Annotated in this window: 12 protein-coding genes and 1 pseudogene; 1 reads left to right on the top strand and 12 read right to left on the bottom strand. The window is 37.7% G+C overall.

Translation table 11 applies throughout. The features are described 5' to 3' along the window. Positions 1 to 96: 96 nt before the first annotated feature. The 11 genes and pseudogenes from ACFIK3_RS02265 to tpiA form a co-directional block, all read right to left on the bottom strand. On the bottom strand, positions 97 to 1440 hold the full coding sequence (locus tag ACFIK3_RS02265) for a pyruvate dehydrogenase complex dihydrolipoamide acetyltransferase (protein ID WP_375659951.1): 1344 nt from the start codon (positions 1438 to 1440) through the stop codon (positions 97 to 99). A 14-nt stretch (positions 1441 to 1454) separates the two neighbouring features. Further along, the gene (locus ACFIK3_RS02260; protein WP_375638116.1) at positions 1455 to 2822 is read right to left on the bottom strand and encodes a pyruvate dehydrogenase complex E1 component subunit beta; all 1368 of its coding nucleotides are present in this window, start codon (positions 2820 to 2822) and stop codon (positions 1455 to 1457) included. A 16-nt stretch (positions 2823 to 2838) separates the two neighbouring features. Continuing rightward, positions 2839 to 3879, bottom strand: a complete 1041-nt coding sequence (pdhA, locus tag ACFIK3_RS02255) for a pyruvate dehydrogenase (acetyl-transferring) E1 component subunit alpha (RefSeq protein ID WP_273791144.1) — start codon at positions 3877 to 3879, stop codon at positions 2839 to 2841. Between the two features lie 135 nt (positions 3880 to 4014). Further along, positions 4015 to 4326 carry a septum formation initiator family protein gene (locus tag ACFIK3_RS02250; protein ID WP_012754998.1) on the bottom strand — a complete coding sequence of 104 codons (312 nt, stop codon included), beginning with the start codon at positions 4324 to 4326 and terminating at the stop codon, positions 4015 to 4017. A gap of 182 nt (positions 4327 to 4508) precedes the next feature. After that, positions 4509 to 4945, bottom strand: a pseudogene (locus ACFIK3_RS02245) (TM2 domain-containing protein). A 382-nt stretch (positions 4946 to 5327) separates the two neighbouring features. Beyond that, on the bottom strand, positions 5328 to 5735 hold the full coding sequence (locus ACFIK3_RS02240) for a TM2 domain-containing protein (protein WP_375659950.1): 408 nt from the start codon (positions 5733 to 5735) through the stop codon (positions 5328 to 5330). Between the two features lie 92 nt (positions 5736 to 5827). Further along, positions 5828 to 7114 (bottom strand): phosphopyruvate hydratase, encoded by a 1287-nt coding sequence (eno, locus tag ACFIK3_RS02235; RefSeq protein ID WP_375643079.1) that lies wholly within the window; start codon positions 7112 to 7114, stop codon positions 5828 to 5830. Positions 7115 to 7185: 71 nt separating this feature from the next. Then, positions 7186 to 8022, bottom strand: a complete 837-nt coding sequence (gene kdsA / locus ACFIK3_RS02230) for a 3-deoxy-8-phosphooctulonate synthase (protein WP_273791141.1) — start codon at positions 8020 to 8022, stop codon at positions 7186 to 7188. 36 nt (positions 8023 to 8058) lie between these two features. Next, positions 8059 to 9687: a CTP synthase gene (locus tag ACFIK3_RS02225; protein WP_273791140.1), complete on the bottom strand. Its 1629-nt coding sequence runs from the start codon at positions 9685 to 9687 to the stop codon at positions 8059 to 8061. A gap of 127 nt (positions 9688 to 9814) precedes the next feature. Then, the gene (secG, locus tag ACFIK3_RS02220) at positions 9815 to 10267 is read right to left on the bottom strand and encodes a preprotein translocase subunit SecG (protein ID WP_375631361.1); all 453 of its coding nucleotides are present in this window, start codon (positions 10265 to 10267) and stop codon (positions 9815 to 9817) included. 82 nt (positions 10268 to 10349) lie between these two features. Beyond that, positions 10350 to 11114 carry a triose-phosphate isomerase gene (gene tpiA, locus ACFIK3_RS02215; RefSeq protein WP_375631362.1) on the bottom strand — a complete coding sequence of 255 codons (765 nt, stop codon included), beginning with the start codon at positions 11112 to 11114 and terminating at the stop codon, positions 10350 to 10352. 154 nt (positions 11115 to 11268) lie between these two features. Here tpiA and ACFIK3_RS02210 point away from each other — a divergent pair, with 154 nt between their 5' ends. Continuing rightward, entirely contained in the window at positions 11269 to 13158 is a 1890-nt protein-coding gene (locus ACFIK3_RS02210; protein ID WP_375676189.1) for a peptidyl-prolyl cis-trans isomerase, read from the top strand. A gap of 913 nt (positions 13159 to 14071) precedes the next feature. Here the strand turns inward: ACFIK3_RS02210 and ACFIK3_RS02205 are convergent. Continuing rightward, positions 14072 to 14932 (bottom strand): phytoene/squalene synthase family protein, encoded by an 861-nt coding sequence (locus ACFIK3_RS02205; RefSeq protein ID WP_375676188.1) that lies wholly within the window; start codon positions 14930 to 14932, stop codon positions 14072 to 14074. Between the last annotated feature and the right edge of the window lie 173 nt (positions 14933 to 15105).

Below are 15105 nucleotides of genomic sequence, written 5' to 3'. Positions count from 1 at the left end.
AGAAATAGCAATAACATTGCTCTTCAAACTCGTTAAATTTGCTTTTATTCTCTTAATACACTCTCTCACAATTTACGTGAAGAACTGTTAAACAGTTCAAACCAACATTGCTAATGGATTTTCAATCATCTTCTTAAAAGTCCGCGCGATCTCTGCTGCTAAAGCACCATCGACAGCACGATGATCAGCAGAAATCGTAACTGACATAACTGTCGCAACGACTAATGCATCATTTTTAACAACGGCGCGCTGCTCCCCTGCTCCAATCGCAAAAATCGTCGCATGCGGTGGATTAAGAATAGCAGAAAAACTTTTTATACCATACATCCCCATATTTGATACAGCTGTTGTTCCACCCTGATATTCTTCCATTTTTAACTTGCCCTCGCGCGCACGCTTTGCAAAATCCTTCATCTCTTTGGAAATAAGTGATAACGGCTTTTCCTCTGCATGGCGAATAATCGGTGTAATTAATCCATTGGGAATAGAAACAGCAACCCCAACATCACAATGTTTATGATGAATCATCCCACCTTCAAGCCAAGAGACATTCGCATCAGGAACCGCTTTCAAAGAAAGTGCGACAGCTTTGATCACCATGTCATTAACAGAAAGCTTATAAGTAGGCTGAGTTTCTTCCTGCCTTTTAACCATTGGTGCAGCAGCATTCAGTTGTGTACGCAGTGCTAATAGCGCATCAAGTTCACAATCTACCGTTACATAGAAATGTGGGACTTTCTGTTTTGATTCCACCAAACGTGTCGCGATTGTTTTACGCATATTATTATGGGGAACGAAGCTATATTCATCCTCTTTGAAGAGTTTCAATATCTGTTTGTCTGAAGCACCTGTAGCTGTTAGCTCCCCTATCTGTGATGAATAAGACACTTTAGAAATATCGCTGCTCACAGCTTTTTCCACATCGCGCTTAATAATACGCCCATGCGGACCACTTCCAGAAATAAGGGATAAATCAAGACCTGCCTGAGATGCTAATCGCCGCGCTAAGGGAGAGGCAAAAAGACGAGCTTCTTTTTTATCTTGCTGTATTAATTGCTCAGTTGATGATTCATGAGACATTTTTATTCCCTTTGAGTCCGTCTGTTTCAGAGAATCTGTCTGTTTGATGCCCTCTGATTCTTGTCTTGTAGAAGAAGAGATTTCTTCTGTAACTTTTGCAGCTTCAGCTAAATCTTCACCTTCTTCTGCTAAAACAACAATTAAAGCATTTACTTTAACGCCTTGTGTTCCAGCAGGAACAACAATTTTAGCAACCCTACCTTCATCAACGGCTTCGACTTCCATTGTCGCTTTATCCGTCTCAATTTCAGCAATAACATCACCAGAGGAAACCTTATCTCCCTCCTTAATATTCCATTTTGTTAAATTTCCCTCTTCCATCGTAGGGGAAAGCGCTGGCATTGTAATTTTAATGGGCATTATGCTTTCCTCCGTTATGCTCTGTATGTCACAGCCTGAACTGCCTCAATAATTTCAGCAGTATTAGGCAAAGCCAACTTCTCAAGATTAGCGGCATAAGGCATCGGAACATCTTTGCCAGAAATCGTAGCAATTGGCGCATCAAGATAGTCAAAAGCCTGCTGCATAACACGCGTTGCTATTTCAGTTCCCACGGATGACTGAGGAAATCCCTCTTCAATTGTTACCAAACGACCTGTTTTTTTAACTGACGAAAGAATTGTTGGAAGATCCATAGGGCGAATGGTTCGTAAATCAATCAATTCAACATCAATACCAAGTTTTTCAATTTCTGGTAACGCTTGAACAGCATAATGCATCCCAATTCCACATGCAACAATCGTCACATCTTGTCCAGACTTATGAATACGCGCCTTACCAATAGGCAAAAGAAAATCATCCAGTTGAGGAACATCAAATTGATGCCCATACAAAATCTCATTTTCAAGGAAAATAACAGGATTATCATCACGAATAGCAGCTTTCAGCAAACCTTTTGCATCTGCAGCACTATAAGGCATGACAACTTTCAGACCTGGTACATGACTATACCATGCAGCATAGCATTGAGAATGTTGAGCACCAACACGGGCAGCCGCACCATTGGGACCTCGGAAAACCATAGGAGCGGTCATTTGTCCACCAGACATATAACGTGTTTTGGCTGCTGAGTTAATAATTTGGTCCATCGCCTGCATCGCAAAATTAAAAGTCATAAACTCGACAATAGGACGTAACCCACCAAAAGCAGCCCCGACAGCCAGCCCAGCAAAGCCGTGCTCTGTAATTGGGGTATCAATAACTCGGCGTTCTCCGAATTCTTCCAACAAACCCTGACTAACCTTATAGGCACCTTGATATTGCGCGACTTCTTCCCCCATAAGAAAAACTGTTTCATCACGCCGCATTTCTTCAGCCAAAGCCTGATTAAGCGCTTCACGAACTGTCATTGTAACCATTTGTGTTCCCGCTGGAATATCAAAATTAAGAGATGTATCAAAAGTAGGAGCAGCCTGCGGAACTGACAAAGGTAGAGAAAGAGCAGATTCCTTAGGTTTTTGTGCTGTATCCGTAGGTTGCGAAATATCCTCAGCACGCTCACCTTCTTCTAACAAAATTGCAATAACAGTGTTAACCCTTACGCCTTCTGAACCTTCAGGCACAAAAATTTTACCAAGAGTACCTTCATCAACGGCCTCTACTTCCATTGTAGCCTTATCCGTTTCAATTTCAGCAATAACATCGCCAGAGCTAACCTTATCACCTTCTTTCTTGAGCCATTTAGACAGTTTACCTTCTTCCATAGTTGGTGAAAGCGCCGGCATCAAAATATCAATAGACATACTTGCTTCCCTCGCATCAAACTAAAATATCAGTATAGAGCTCAGAAGCATCTGGCTCTTGATCACTTTGTGCAAAATCTACCGCATCAGCAACAATTGCACGGACCTCTTTCTCAATAGATTTTAAATCGTCTTCGCTCGCCCAATTTTTTTTAAGAATCCGACTTTTTACTTGATCAATCGGATCGTGCTCCTCTTTTATTTTTTGGACTTCTTCCTTTGAACGATATTTTGCTGGGTCAGACATGGAATGACCACGATAGCGATAGGTCTGCATATCAAGAATGATCGGTCCTTTACCTGAGCGTGCCCAAGAAATTGCTTCATCAGCAGCTCCTTTTACTGATCGAACATCCATACCGTCAACAACAATACCTGGAATTTCAAAAGAAAGACCACGTCGGGAAAAATCAGTTTCTGCAGATGCACGTGAAACTGACGTTCCCATAGCATACTGATTGTTTTCAATAATATAAACAACGGGAAGCTTCCAAAGTGAAGCCATATTAAAACTCTCGTAAACCTGCCCCTGATTTGCAGCACCATCACCAAAATAAACCAATGTCACATTATCTTTACCAAGGTACTGATTCGAAAATGCCAAACCTGAACCAATTGGAACCTGCGCACCAACAATACCATGTCCTCCATAAAAGTTCTTTTCTTTAGAGAACATATGCATCGAGCCACCTTTCCCTTTGGAAAAGCCACCTTGGCGCCCCGTTAATTCTGCCATGACACCACGCGGACTCATCCCAACCGCTAACATATGACCATGATCACGGTAAGACGTAATAACCTGATCACCTTCTTTTGCCGCTTTCAATGTTCCTATAACAACGGCTTCCTGACCAATATAAAGGTGACAAAATCCCCCAATAAGCCCCATACCATAAAGTTGTCCTGCTTTTTCTTCAAAACGGCGAATTAAAAGCATTTCACGATAAGCATCAATTTCTTCTTCTTTTGTAAAATCTGCTATTGGTGCTTTCTTTGTGGTGCTTGATAATGCAGTGCGCGCCGCCGACGCAGAATTTTTTTTAAGTCGTTCTGCCATATTAAACTCCCTTTTATGATTATTTAGGAATAACCTTTACGAACAAAAGTTACAAGCCTTATCAATCGGCTTAAACAATATCATTGCTGATTGTTGTTTAAATTAAGCGATTTTTCATTTACCTTTGGTATCATTTCAAGGTATTAAGATTGTCAATTCATTTGGCTTAGAAAAGTTCAAATTCTTTCGGACATACTCATCCAACATATCTTTTTCTATATGCCCATTGCGTAAAAGAGAAATACGCTTTTCCATGAATATCCGCTCAGCTTCTATTTTATGAAGCTCCTTTTCTAATTCGCTAATATGCTGATTAACTTCACTGCGTGAATACAATCCATACTCACCATGATAAATGTGATAACTGAAATAGCTTAAGACTCCCACCGTCATAAGAGGTAGTACAAAGCGTACTTTGATTGATCGACGTTTCTGCTTTGTCCACATAAAATAGCACAGTCTTTACAGCACAAATTTCTTGATATTTTGCCCAACTATGCATGATTTTGATTAATACCTCATTACCAAATCTACACCAAAATAATTTGTTATTTCAATTTATCCCCCCCTTAATACAATCAAAGTAAGCTGAATGCCCCACTTTTTATATTATAAATATTGGATATCCTCTAAGTCGTGATTTTACACCCATCTTTGTCCTTAAAACTTCCTGTTAAAATGACTATAAAATCAATCAATACCCAAGGTGTAATTATAAAAATAATCCCTAACCCAAAAGTAAATGGTAGACTGATTATACTTAGTATATTTATAAGAAGCATTACAATGCCAGTTCCAACTTTACCAACAATAAAACGATGAATCCCTAGTCCACCTAGAAAAAACAAACGACCGCTAACGTCACTTTTGATTGCTGTGACTGACCTTCAGTCAAGATAGGGAAAATAGATTTAATGGTATCACCTTCACACACAAAATCAACGACGTCACCAACCTTCGGCAGCGTTTTTCCTGACCAATCCCAATTCGCAAATTGATAGCGCTTACCATCAGCCCCTGAAATGAAATAATCTCCCTGATCATGACCAATAATCTTACCTTTCATTCTTGCCCACCTATAAAGCTGCTCCTTATGTGTTATTCATAAAGAGATTAATTTCAATTCGATAATATGCGGATTAACCTCACGGTGTAAATACAATTCGTACTCACCGTGATAAACATGAAATTAAAATAGTTTTGCCCTCCAATGATCTAACGCTTTCTGCTGCTATAAGCAGCAATACAAAACAACCTTAGTTGATTTACGTCGTTGTTTTACCCACATAAAATAGCACAGTCTTTTTCAATACTTTTATTCAATTGTGCATATTTCTCTTAATATCTCACATTAAAGAAATAGAGTACAATAATCTTGCATTATGCAACTTAATATATTGATCGAAATAAAAAGTAGACTTTATTATTTTCTTTTTATTGTAATTTTTTTACAAATCGGTAATCTGATTCCCATCTTTATCCGTAAATTTTCCACCAAGAATGACTATAAAATCAACAATTGCCCAAATACCGGTAATTATCAATCCAAACAATGATAAAGATAGAACTAGCATTAAAGCACCAGTCCTAACTTTACCAACCATAAAGCGATGGACACCAAAGATACCTGCAACCCAACAAAGCAGTGCGAACATTATCTTTGTGTTCTCTGTACCTGATCTCAACAATGGAAAAACAGAACTGACAACCCCCCCTTCACAGACAAAATCAACAGCATTACCAATCCTTGGTGGATTCTTTCCCAACCAATCCCAAGTCGCAAACTGATAACGTTTACCATCATCACCAGCAACGAGATAAGTTCCTTGATCTTGACTAATAATTATACCTCTCATCTTAATCCCTATAAATTTAAACACTTAAAAATTATTGCGTATATGCCTTTGATAAGAAATCTCAATTTCATAATCTAAATGATCTTATACTTTCATATTTTGTGCTCAGAACTATACACTAAATCACCAGCATAACGCGCTTGGGCTCCTAGCATTTCTTCAATACGAATAAGTTGATTGTATTTGGCTAATCTATCCGAACGTGCAAGAGAACCTGTTTTAATTTGTCCACAATTCGTTGCAACCGCAAGATCTGCAATGAAAGAATCCTCTGTTTCGCCTGAACGATGAGATATAATGGCACGATAACCTGCTTTATGTGCTACTTCTACAGCATCAAGTGTTTCACTCAATGTACCAATTTGATTAACTTTTATGAGAATAGAATTGCCTACCCCCATTTTGATACCATCACGCAAACGTGCTGAATTCGTTACAAACAAATCATCGCCAACAAGCTGACATTTTTCTCCAATTGTGTCAGTAAGTAGCTTCCAACCTTCCCAATCATCCTCTGCCATTCCATCTTCAATTGTAATAATAGGATAATTTTTCACAAGATGTGCTAAATAATCTACCTGCTCTTGGATGTCACGGCATTTCCCCTCACCTTTATAAAAATATGAACCATTTTTATAAAATTCGGTTGAAGCACAGTCTAAACCAATGGCAATTTGTTCACCTGGTTTATAGCCACATATCATGATAGATTCCATAATAAAATCAATTGCTTGATCAGCACTTTTAAATTGAGGTGCAAAACCACCTTCATCACCAACATTGGTATTATAACCCGCATCTTTTAAACGCTTTTTCAATGCATGGAAAATCTCAGCGCCATAACGGATAGCTTCTTTTACAGTAGGAGCTCCTATAGGGATAATCATAAATTCTTGAAAATCAATCAAATTATCAGCATGAACGCCACCATTAATAATATTCATCATGGGGGTTGGAAGAATATGCGCTTGTGTACCACCAATATAACGATACAAAGGTAAATTTAATGAATCCGCAGCTGCTTTTGCAACAGCTAATGAAACACCAAGAAGTGCATTGGCACCAAGACGGGCTTTGTTTGGCGTTCCATCCAAAGCAATCATTGCTTGATCAATAGCAATTTGATTTGTTGCATCCCGCCCACCAAGTTCTTCAAGAATTTCGCCATTAACTGCAGCAACCGCTTTTTCAACACCTTTCCCTTGATAGCGCAAACCACCATCACGAAGCTCTATAGCCTCGTGTGCTCCTGTTGAAGCTCCCGAAGGAACCAGAGCGCGACCAAAAGCTCCATTCTCCAAATGAACATCAACTTCTACCGTTGGATTACCACGGCTATCAAGAACTTCACGCCCAATGATATCGACAATTATAGTCATATGTGTTTCCTTATCCAATAAAAGTCTCGATTCATTTATAATGCCCTATTAATGAAATATTTTTTCTCTTCTCAACTCAACTTTTTTGACAGATAATCAAATTCCATTAAAGTCTCAAGCAATCTTTGTAAATCATCAACTTTAACCATATTGGGTCCATCAGAAGGTGCATTATCTGGATCTTGATGTGTTTCTAAAAAAATACCAGCTACCCCAACAGAGACAGCTGCACGCGCTAAAATTTCAACAAATTGACGCTGCCCACCAGATGAAGCCCCCTGCCCCCCAGGTTCTTGAACAGAATGCGTTGCATCAAAAATAACAGGAGCACCAAATGAACGTAAAATAGGCAACGAACGCATATCAGAAATAAGTCGGTTGTAACCAAATGACGTGCCTCGCTCACAAAGCATAACATTCGGATTACCACTGTAAACAACCTTTTTTAAAACATTCTCCATGTCCCACGGCGCTAAAAACTGACCTTTTTTAATGTTAATAACACATTCTGTTTTGGCTGCTGCTACCAAAAGATCTGTTTGACGACATAAAAAAGCCGGTATTTGTAAAATATCCACTGTAGAAGAAACAATTGTACATTGCTCTTCTGTATGCACATCAGTTAATATGGGACAATTAAACTCTTTTTTTAAATCAGAAAAAATGGACATTGCTTTTTCAAGACCAATACCACGTGCCGCCCCCAAAGAGGTTCTGTTGGCTTTATCGTAACTTGATTTATAAACAAACCCGATACCAAGCTGATCGGTAATTGTTTTAATACGACCAGCCATTTCAAAAGCATGATCACGACTTTCCATCTGACACGGCCCTGCAATTAATGAAAGAGGCATTTCATTTGAAAAAATCATATTTCCAACTTTCACACGGGCATTTGGTTTAGTCATTTTATCCCTCAAAAGCAAAGTAACCCAATTTATGCATTAAACTAATCGACTTTGTTCTACAGCAGCTTCAATAAAAGAAGAAAAAAGCGGATGTGGATCAAAAGGACGGGATTTTAATTCTGGATGATATTGAACACCAATAAACCATGGATGATCTACATATTCTATCGTTTCTGGTAAAATACCATCAGGAGACATCCCAGAAAAAATCAAACCACACTGTTCTAACTTATCCTTATAATCAATATTGACCTCATAACGATGACGATGTCGCTCGACAATCTTGGTCATCCCATAAATTTGAGCAATATGACTCTCTTCTTTTAATTCAGCAGCAAAAGCACCAAGGCGCATCGAACCGCCGAGATCACCATTTCTTGTACGTTTTTCAAGGACGTCTCCTTTAAGCCATTCTGTCATTAAACCTACAATTGGATTGTCTGTTTCGCAAAACTCACTCGATGAAGCATTCTCAATCTGTGCAATATTGCGCGCAGCTTCTATACAAGCTAATTGCATCCCAAAACAAATCCCTAAAAATGGAACTTTACGCTCTCGTGCAAATTGAATTGCTCGAATCTTCCCTTCTGCCCCACGTGCCCCAAAAGCACCTGGAACCAAAATTCCATGGGCTTTTTGTAAAGCTGAAACAGAATCTTCTTTTTCAAAAAGTTCCGAATCAATCCACTCAATATTAACTTTCACTCTATTCGCTAAACCACCATGCGCAATCGCTTCAATAAGAGATTTATAAGCATCCTTTAAGCCCGTATATTTTCCTACAATAGCAATCGTGACTTCTCCTTCAGGATTGTGAATACGATGCGTAATATCCTCCCAACGATCCATCTTGGGGGAAGGTGCCGAATCAATTCCAAAAGCGCAAAGAACTTCAGAGTCCAAACCTTCCTTATGGTATGCCATAGGAACATCATAAATCGTTGGCATATCTAATGCCTGAATGACTGCATTGGAGCGAACATTGCAAAAAAGTGATAATTTGCACCGTTCTGTTTCTGGAATAGATCTATCTGCACGTACAAGCAAAATATCAGGAGAAATACCAACTGCTTGCAATTCTTTGACAGAATGTTGTGTTGGTTTCGTTTTTAATTCACCTGCTGAAGGAATATAAGGCATTAATGTGAGATGGACATAAACGACATTTTGTCTCGGTAGCTCATTGCGAAGCTGACGAATCGCTTCTAGAAAAGGCATTGCTTCAATATCACCAACCGTTCCACCTATCTCACACAAAACAAAATCAAATTCTTCATTTCCCATCGTAATGAATCTCTTAATTTCATCCGTAACATGAGGAATAACTTGGACTGTTGCCCCCAAATAATCACCACGCCGCTCTCGTTCAATGATATTGCGATAAATACGCCCTGTTGTAATACTATCTTGGCTATTTGCAGAACGCCCAGTAAAACGCTCATAATGACCAAGATCAAGATCCGTTTCTGCACCATCATCGGTCACAAATACTTCACCATGTTGATAAGGTGACATCGTACCTGGATCAACATTTAAATAAGGATCAAGTTTGCGAAGACGTACGCGATAACCACGAGCCTGTAATAACGCTGCTAACGCCGCCGCTGCGATGCCTTTTCCAAGGGAAGAAACCACACCACCAGTAATAAAAACATAACGTGCCATGGGCTTATGGTGATAAGCAATTTATAATGATTTTTCCAGCAAAAAATGCAAAAAGAAACAATTTTTCTTCTAAAATAAAAAAGGTGAAAAAATCACCTTTTTAAAAAGTCTATATTTTCTTAAAAAACTATTTTGTACTGTTATCCGGAACTGTGTTTTCAAGAACCTGTGGAACTGGACTTTCTGCTTCAGGATTTGTGGACTGTTTCTGTTCCTGCGGAGAATTCGAAGTGCCTCCTAGCTGTTCAAGAACAGAAGGGGAAGACTCATCATTTGATGATGGAACTGAGCCTGAGCCTTTATTGGTAGAATTCTGTTCTGAATTAACCGGTATACGCTTTAAGATATCAGAACTAGAATTTGATATATTACCCACCACGGTAAGTCCAATAGACACAACAAAAAAACAACAGGCTAAAATAGCAGTCAAACGTGTTAAAGGGTTTCGAGATCCACGAGTTTTCATCAACCCTGAGCTATTACTCACACCTAGCCCACCACCTTCTGAAGGTTGAATTAATATAACACCAACCAAAGTAATCACAATCAAAAAATGAATAACTATAAGTACTGTTTGCATAAACCCTGCTCTTCAAATAACTCTTTAATAGCTATTTACACATAAATAACGCACAATCCAAGGGGAAACTCAAATTTCTCTGCTATAGTTTACGACAAACATCGCAAATAGTTAAAAAATCAATCGCTTTTAAGCTTGCTCCACCTATCAAAGCACCATTAACATGAGCAATGCTTAAAAGCTCAAATGCATTGGATGGCTTTACGGATCCACCATAAAGCAAACGAATCTTATTGCCTTCATCACCAAAACGAGAGCGCACCTTATCACGAATGAAATGATGTACTTTTGCAATATCTTCTGGAGTCGCTGTATTGCCGGTGCCTATCGCCCAAACTGGTTCATAAGCGATAATGGTATTCTCTTCTGTTGCATCATCTGGTAAAGATTCTTCAAGCTGCTGCGTGAGAATATCCAGTACTTTATTATTCTTACGCTCCTCCAATGTTTCACCAATACACACAAGAGCCACAAGACCTGCTCGCCACGCAGCTTGCACTTTGGCACAGACAATCGCATCATTTTCTTGGTACACTGTACGACGTTCTGAATGCCCAATAATAACATGACTTGCTCCCGCTTCTTTAAGCATAAAAGCTGAAATATCTCCAGTATAAGGACCATGATCATCAAAGTGACAATTTTGTCCTCCTAAAAGGAGATTTTCACCATTCAGCGTATTAGAAGCACGCGATAAAAGCGTTGCTGGAACACAAATAAGCGCCTCAAAAAGATGACCTAGATCAGAGCTAACGCCTGTAGCAATAGCACGCAACTCTCCAAGCGATTCACTCGTTCCATTCATTTTCCAATTTCCAGCAAGAAAAGGCCGAATATTTTGAGACATATTTTCACCTCAAGAGCTCTTACAATACATTGTTTATCTGTAGTTACCAAATTATAAAATGAAAGCAAGTCTTTAAAGCTTGCATCTTTCATCTCTTTATTGCAAATTCCATTACAGCTTTGATAATAACTCACATTAAAAATGGACTTGAACAATGCTTGACATCATAAGAAATGCTACAAATTCTTGGATTTTTAGAATTTTCCTTGCTATTTTACTCTTATGCTTCATTCTTTTATGGGGGGTACCGCAGTTACACAAAAAAAGTGAAAGAGATCTTATTACTTCTGGAAAGTCCACAGTAACTGTCGATGATTATCGTCTTGCACTCGCCGATCAAAGCGCACGTTTAGCATATGCAGCTCATCTTGGACGAATGTTTACAGCAAATGAAATGCAGCAATACCAAATTCCTGCTTTTGTATTTAATCAATTACAACAAAATGTACTTCTTGATGAACAAGCACGTAAAATGAAAATAAGTCTTTCAAAAGATACAATAGCTCATACGATTGGTTCTGATAAGATGTTCCAGGTAAATGGCACTTTTGATAAAAACTTGTTTTATAACTATCTTCAGCATTTACGTATTAGTGAAAGTGCTTTTCTTAATTATTACACCAAACAAGAAAAGCGTAATCAGCTTATTGCTGCTTTACTTTCTGATATGAAGGCACCAAATCTCTTTTATAAAGCACTTGCTCTTTATCAAGAAGAAATGCGTATTGCTGATTATCTTGTTATTGATCTAAAAGAAAAGAAAACAATTGCTGATCCTGATTACGCAACATTACAAAAATGGTTTGAAACACATCAAAGTCAATTTCGTGCTCCAGAATACCGCACTGTCTCTTTGCTATCTATGGAACTTAATGATTTTGTAAAACCTCAAGATATCTCAACAGATGAGGCGAAAGCCTATTATACACAAAATGCTTCACGTTTTGTAACGCCTGAAAAGCGTACATTCGAAGAACTGCGATTCCCCTCACGCGAAGAAGCCGATAATGCAGCAAAAAAAATAGCTGATGGATTGAGTTTTGATGAACTGGTAAAAGCTGAAAAAAAGACTCTTAATGAAATAAAAAAAGGGCCTCTCGCAGAAAATGAACTTCCTAATCATCTGACATCTGAAATTTTTGAACTTCAACAAGGCCAAGTCAGTTCTGTGATAAATGACTTACAAGGACCTGTTATCATTCGCGTCACGCATATTGAACCCTCAAGCTCTCTTCCTTTTGAAAGTGTAGAAGAAAATATTCGCCAAACACTTGCCAAAAATCGTGCTACTGATGATATCCGTAACAATTATGCAGCCATTGAAAATGCTCGCTTTGAGGGTGCTTCTCTCAAAGAGTTAGCTGACCAATACAAGTTATCTTTGCGCACAATTACCATTGATAAAACAGGAAAAACGCTTGAAGGTGTAATACTCACGGATTTACCTCAAAAAGATATTTTACTGAATGCCATCTATCAATCAAACGAAGGAGTCGATCTTGATCCTCTCTCTTTTCAAAATGGTGGATATCTCTGGTACAAGGTCGATAAAATTATTCCTGCCCGTGATAAAACACTTGAAGAGGCTAAGCTAGATGTTCTTTCTCAATGGAAAAATGAGGAAATCCAACGTCTTCTTGATGAAAAAGCCCAAAATGCTCTCAAACAGCTCACGGAAGGAAAAAGTCTTGTTGCTCTTGCTCATACCCTTGGTGTTACAAAACAAACAACACCAACCCTCCGGCGTCAAGACTCATCTGAAACCCTTGGCGTTGAAGGCATTAAAGCATTATTTTCCGCTCCCAAAGGTCATTATGGCATCATAAAAGGTCCGGTTGCAACAAACCGTATCATTTATCAAATAAAGACTGTAACCATGCCTAAAGATATCACGTCTCATACTCTTTCAACTGAAGTCCGCACCAATATAGATATGATGATAAGAGAAGATCTCAAGCTAGAAATGCTACAAGTTGCCAATAAAGAACATCCTTTGGAAATTAATAGCACAAATTATAATCAGATCTTTAACGCTCTCCAATAAAAAGATTTTACATAATTTAAAGAACTTATTTGATAAAGTTTCCGTCAGCTCTTCGTCTATAGTTGAAGAGGTAAGATAGATCTCTTGTTTGCATATCTTAGGATCGAACATTTGTATAATGATTCATTCTCTCGCAAATCAGTGCATGTATGGATTTGCGAGAAAATAGTTAATGGAATGTAGAATCGTTTTTGCAACGCATTAAAAAACATTATTCATCCAAAGGTTGTAAAGGTTGTCGCCCATTAAGCTATAAATATCATCCCTATCGTCACTCATTTATAGCTCATCATATTACTACTCTTAATATCATTCATAAGGAGCATATTTCTTCTTCCTTAAATGATTTCATTTACACACCAAACTTATAATATATAAAAAAACTATTTTTAAAATTCATTATAAAAATGGAGAAATCTTTTTCTATTCAAGACTCTCATTCAATATGAGAAAAAACGAATTATCATTATAAATCAATATATTCATAAATCATAACAGTCATCAATTATGATGTTATAATTTCTCAAAAATAAGAGTTTTTTATAGACTTATAGACTGCTAAGATAACTTCTCTCATAAAATAGAAATTTTATTTCATTTGCAAATGAGCTACAATCAATACATTCAGAGTACTTAAAAGTTCTTCATCAAACAAACCAATGTATTAAGATTTATCTCATGTTTTTCTTTCTCTGCATCTCACCCATCCAATACACTGAATAAAACATATTACTGATGAAGAAATACACTGTATTTTCAAGATCATAAAATTTCTTATTCTTTTGCGTTCATAACAACCAAAACATCAACATTTTTTATAACAAAAAAATGGTTTGGAATCACAATGGCTCCTTTTATCTTCATATGAGAAAATCAGTCTCCATGTTACGCATTCCAACGTAGTAATATTCTTTTACAGTATCTTTGGAAAATTGCCGCTTATTGCTGCCCTTGTTATCAACCAATAGCGATATATCAATGGCAAAGTTGCACTCTCTTGAAAAATTGCTCCCCCCAGCTGTATAGCTTTTTGAAGAGAAGCCGGTACAATGACCAATGGAAGAAAAGCTGGCTTAAGAATTCTAGGTAAAGTACAAGAATACTCGTAAAATTGGGTATAATGATCGCGTGATAATGCTACCATAGCTTCAACAATACGACCCTTTTGTTGATCACTGAGACGATGAGATTCCAAATCTTCCCTATTCACTCCTACAGCCTTTAATATATCAGTAGGTAAATAATATTGATATCGTGATTGCATGAATGATAAAAGACGCAATACACCGCTTAATCCTTGAGAAATCCCTCCATGTTCATAGATATCTGTAAACTCTTGTGCAGTTTCAGGATCTAATATCTGACAAGAAAGCTGTAAAATTATGCCTGCTGTCTCACCACAATAATGCTCTAGATCATGAAGTGTTTCTATTGGATTGTGATAAAGATCTAAAATTTGCGCATCACAATAACGTAAAAAAGCTGTCTTAGGTAAATTAAAAAGAGTCATTGCTTTTAATAAATCATTCAAAATCGGATTGTTTCCACTCGTTTGCATTTCACCATGAGCAATAGCATCATACCACCAACGTAACCGTATTTCTCCTATGAGTGGATCATGTACACTTTCGCGAATACGAGAAATTTCAGCATTAAATACATAAAGAGCAGCCAATGCTTGGCGCTTTTTTTTAGGCGCAAATAAAACCGATATATAGCGATCACGATCTATGGTACGTAAAATATCAAGACAATAAGAAAGAGAGCCTATCATTCTATGAACCTATTAACGTCCCTTTTTTAGCAATTAAATTAATATCCTCTTTTTATTCATATTAAAAAATGAAGGATAAGCAAATACAGTTCAGAAAATAAGATTTTTAAATGTGTCTCTTAACTGTATTGTGAATTAAAGTTTCTTTTCTAGTCACTTTTCGTTTTAGAAAG

It is taken from the genome of Bartonella sp. CB10SXKL, from assembly GCF_042195515.1.
In the GTDB taxonomy this organism is placed as follows: Bacteria; Pseudomonadota; Alphaproteobacteria; order Rhizobiales; family Rhizobiaceae; genus Bartonella.
Note: the sequence above shows the minus strand (reverse complement) of the source record. Positions and strands in the feature narration are given on the sequence as shown.

Coding starts and splice junctions, on each gene's coding strand:
- ACFIK3_RS02265 (WP_375659951.1), bottom strand. CDS start 1,440: ATGCCCATTAAAATTACAATGCCAGCGCTTTCCCCTACGATGGAAGAG.
- ACFIK3_RS02260 (WP_375638116.1), bottom strand. CDS start 2,822: ATGTCTATTGATATTTTGATGCCGGCGCTTTCACCAACTATGGAAGAA.
- pdhA (WP_273791144.1), bottom strand. CDS start 3,879: ATGGCAGAACGACTTAAAAAAAATTCTGCGTCGGCGGCGCGCACTGCA.
- ACFIK3_RS02250 (WP_012754998.1), bottom strand. CDS start 4,326: ATGTGGACAAAGCAGAAACGTCGATCAATCAAAGTACGCTTTGTACTA.
- ACFIK3_RS02240 (WP_375659950.1), bottom strand. CDS start 5,735: ATGAGAGGTATAATTATTAGTCAAGATCAAGGAACTTATCTCGTTGCT.
- eno (WP_375643079.1), bottom strand. CDS start 7,114: ATGACTATAATTGTCGATATCATTGGGCGTGAAGTTCTTGATAGCCGT.
- kdsA (WP_273791141.1), bottom strand. CDS start 8,022: ATGACTAAACCAAATGCCCGTGTGAAAGTTGGAAATATGATTTTTTCA.
- ACFIK3_RS02225 (WP_273791140.1), bottom strand. CDS start 9,687: ATGGCACGTTATGTTTTTATTACTGGTGGTGTGGTTTCTTCCCTTGGA.
- secG (WP_375631361.1), bottom strand. CDS start 10,267: ATGCAAACAGTACTTATAGTTATTCATTTTTTGATTGTGATTACTTTG.
- tpiA (WP_375631362.1), bottom strand. CDS start 11,114: ATGTCTCAAAATATTCGGCCTTTTCTTGCTGGAAATTGGAAAATGAAT.
- ACFIK3_RS02210 (WP_375676189.1), top strand. CDS start 11,269: ATGCTTGACATCATAAGAAATGCTACAAATTCTTGGATTTTTAGAATT.
- ACFIK3_RS02205 (WP_375676188.1), bottom strand. CDS start 14,932: ATGATAGGCTCTCTTTCTTATTGTCTTGATATTTTACGTACCATAGAT.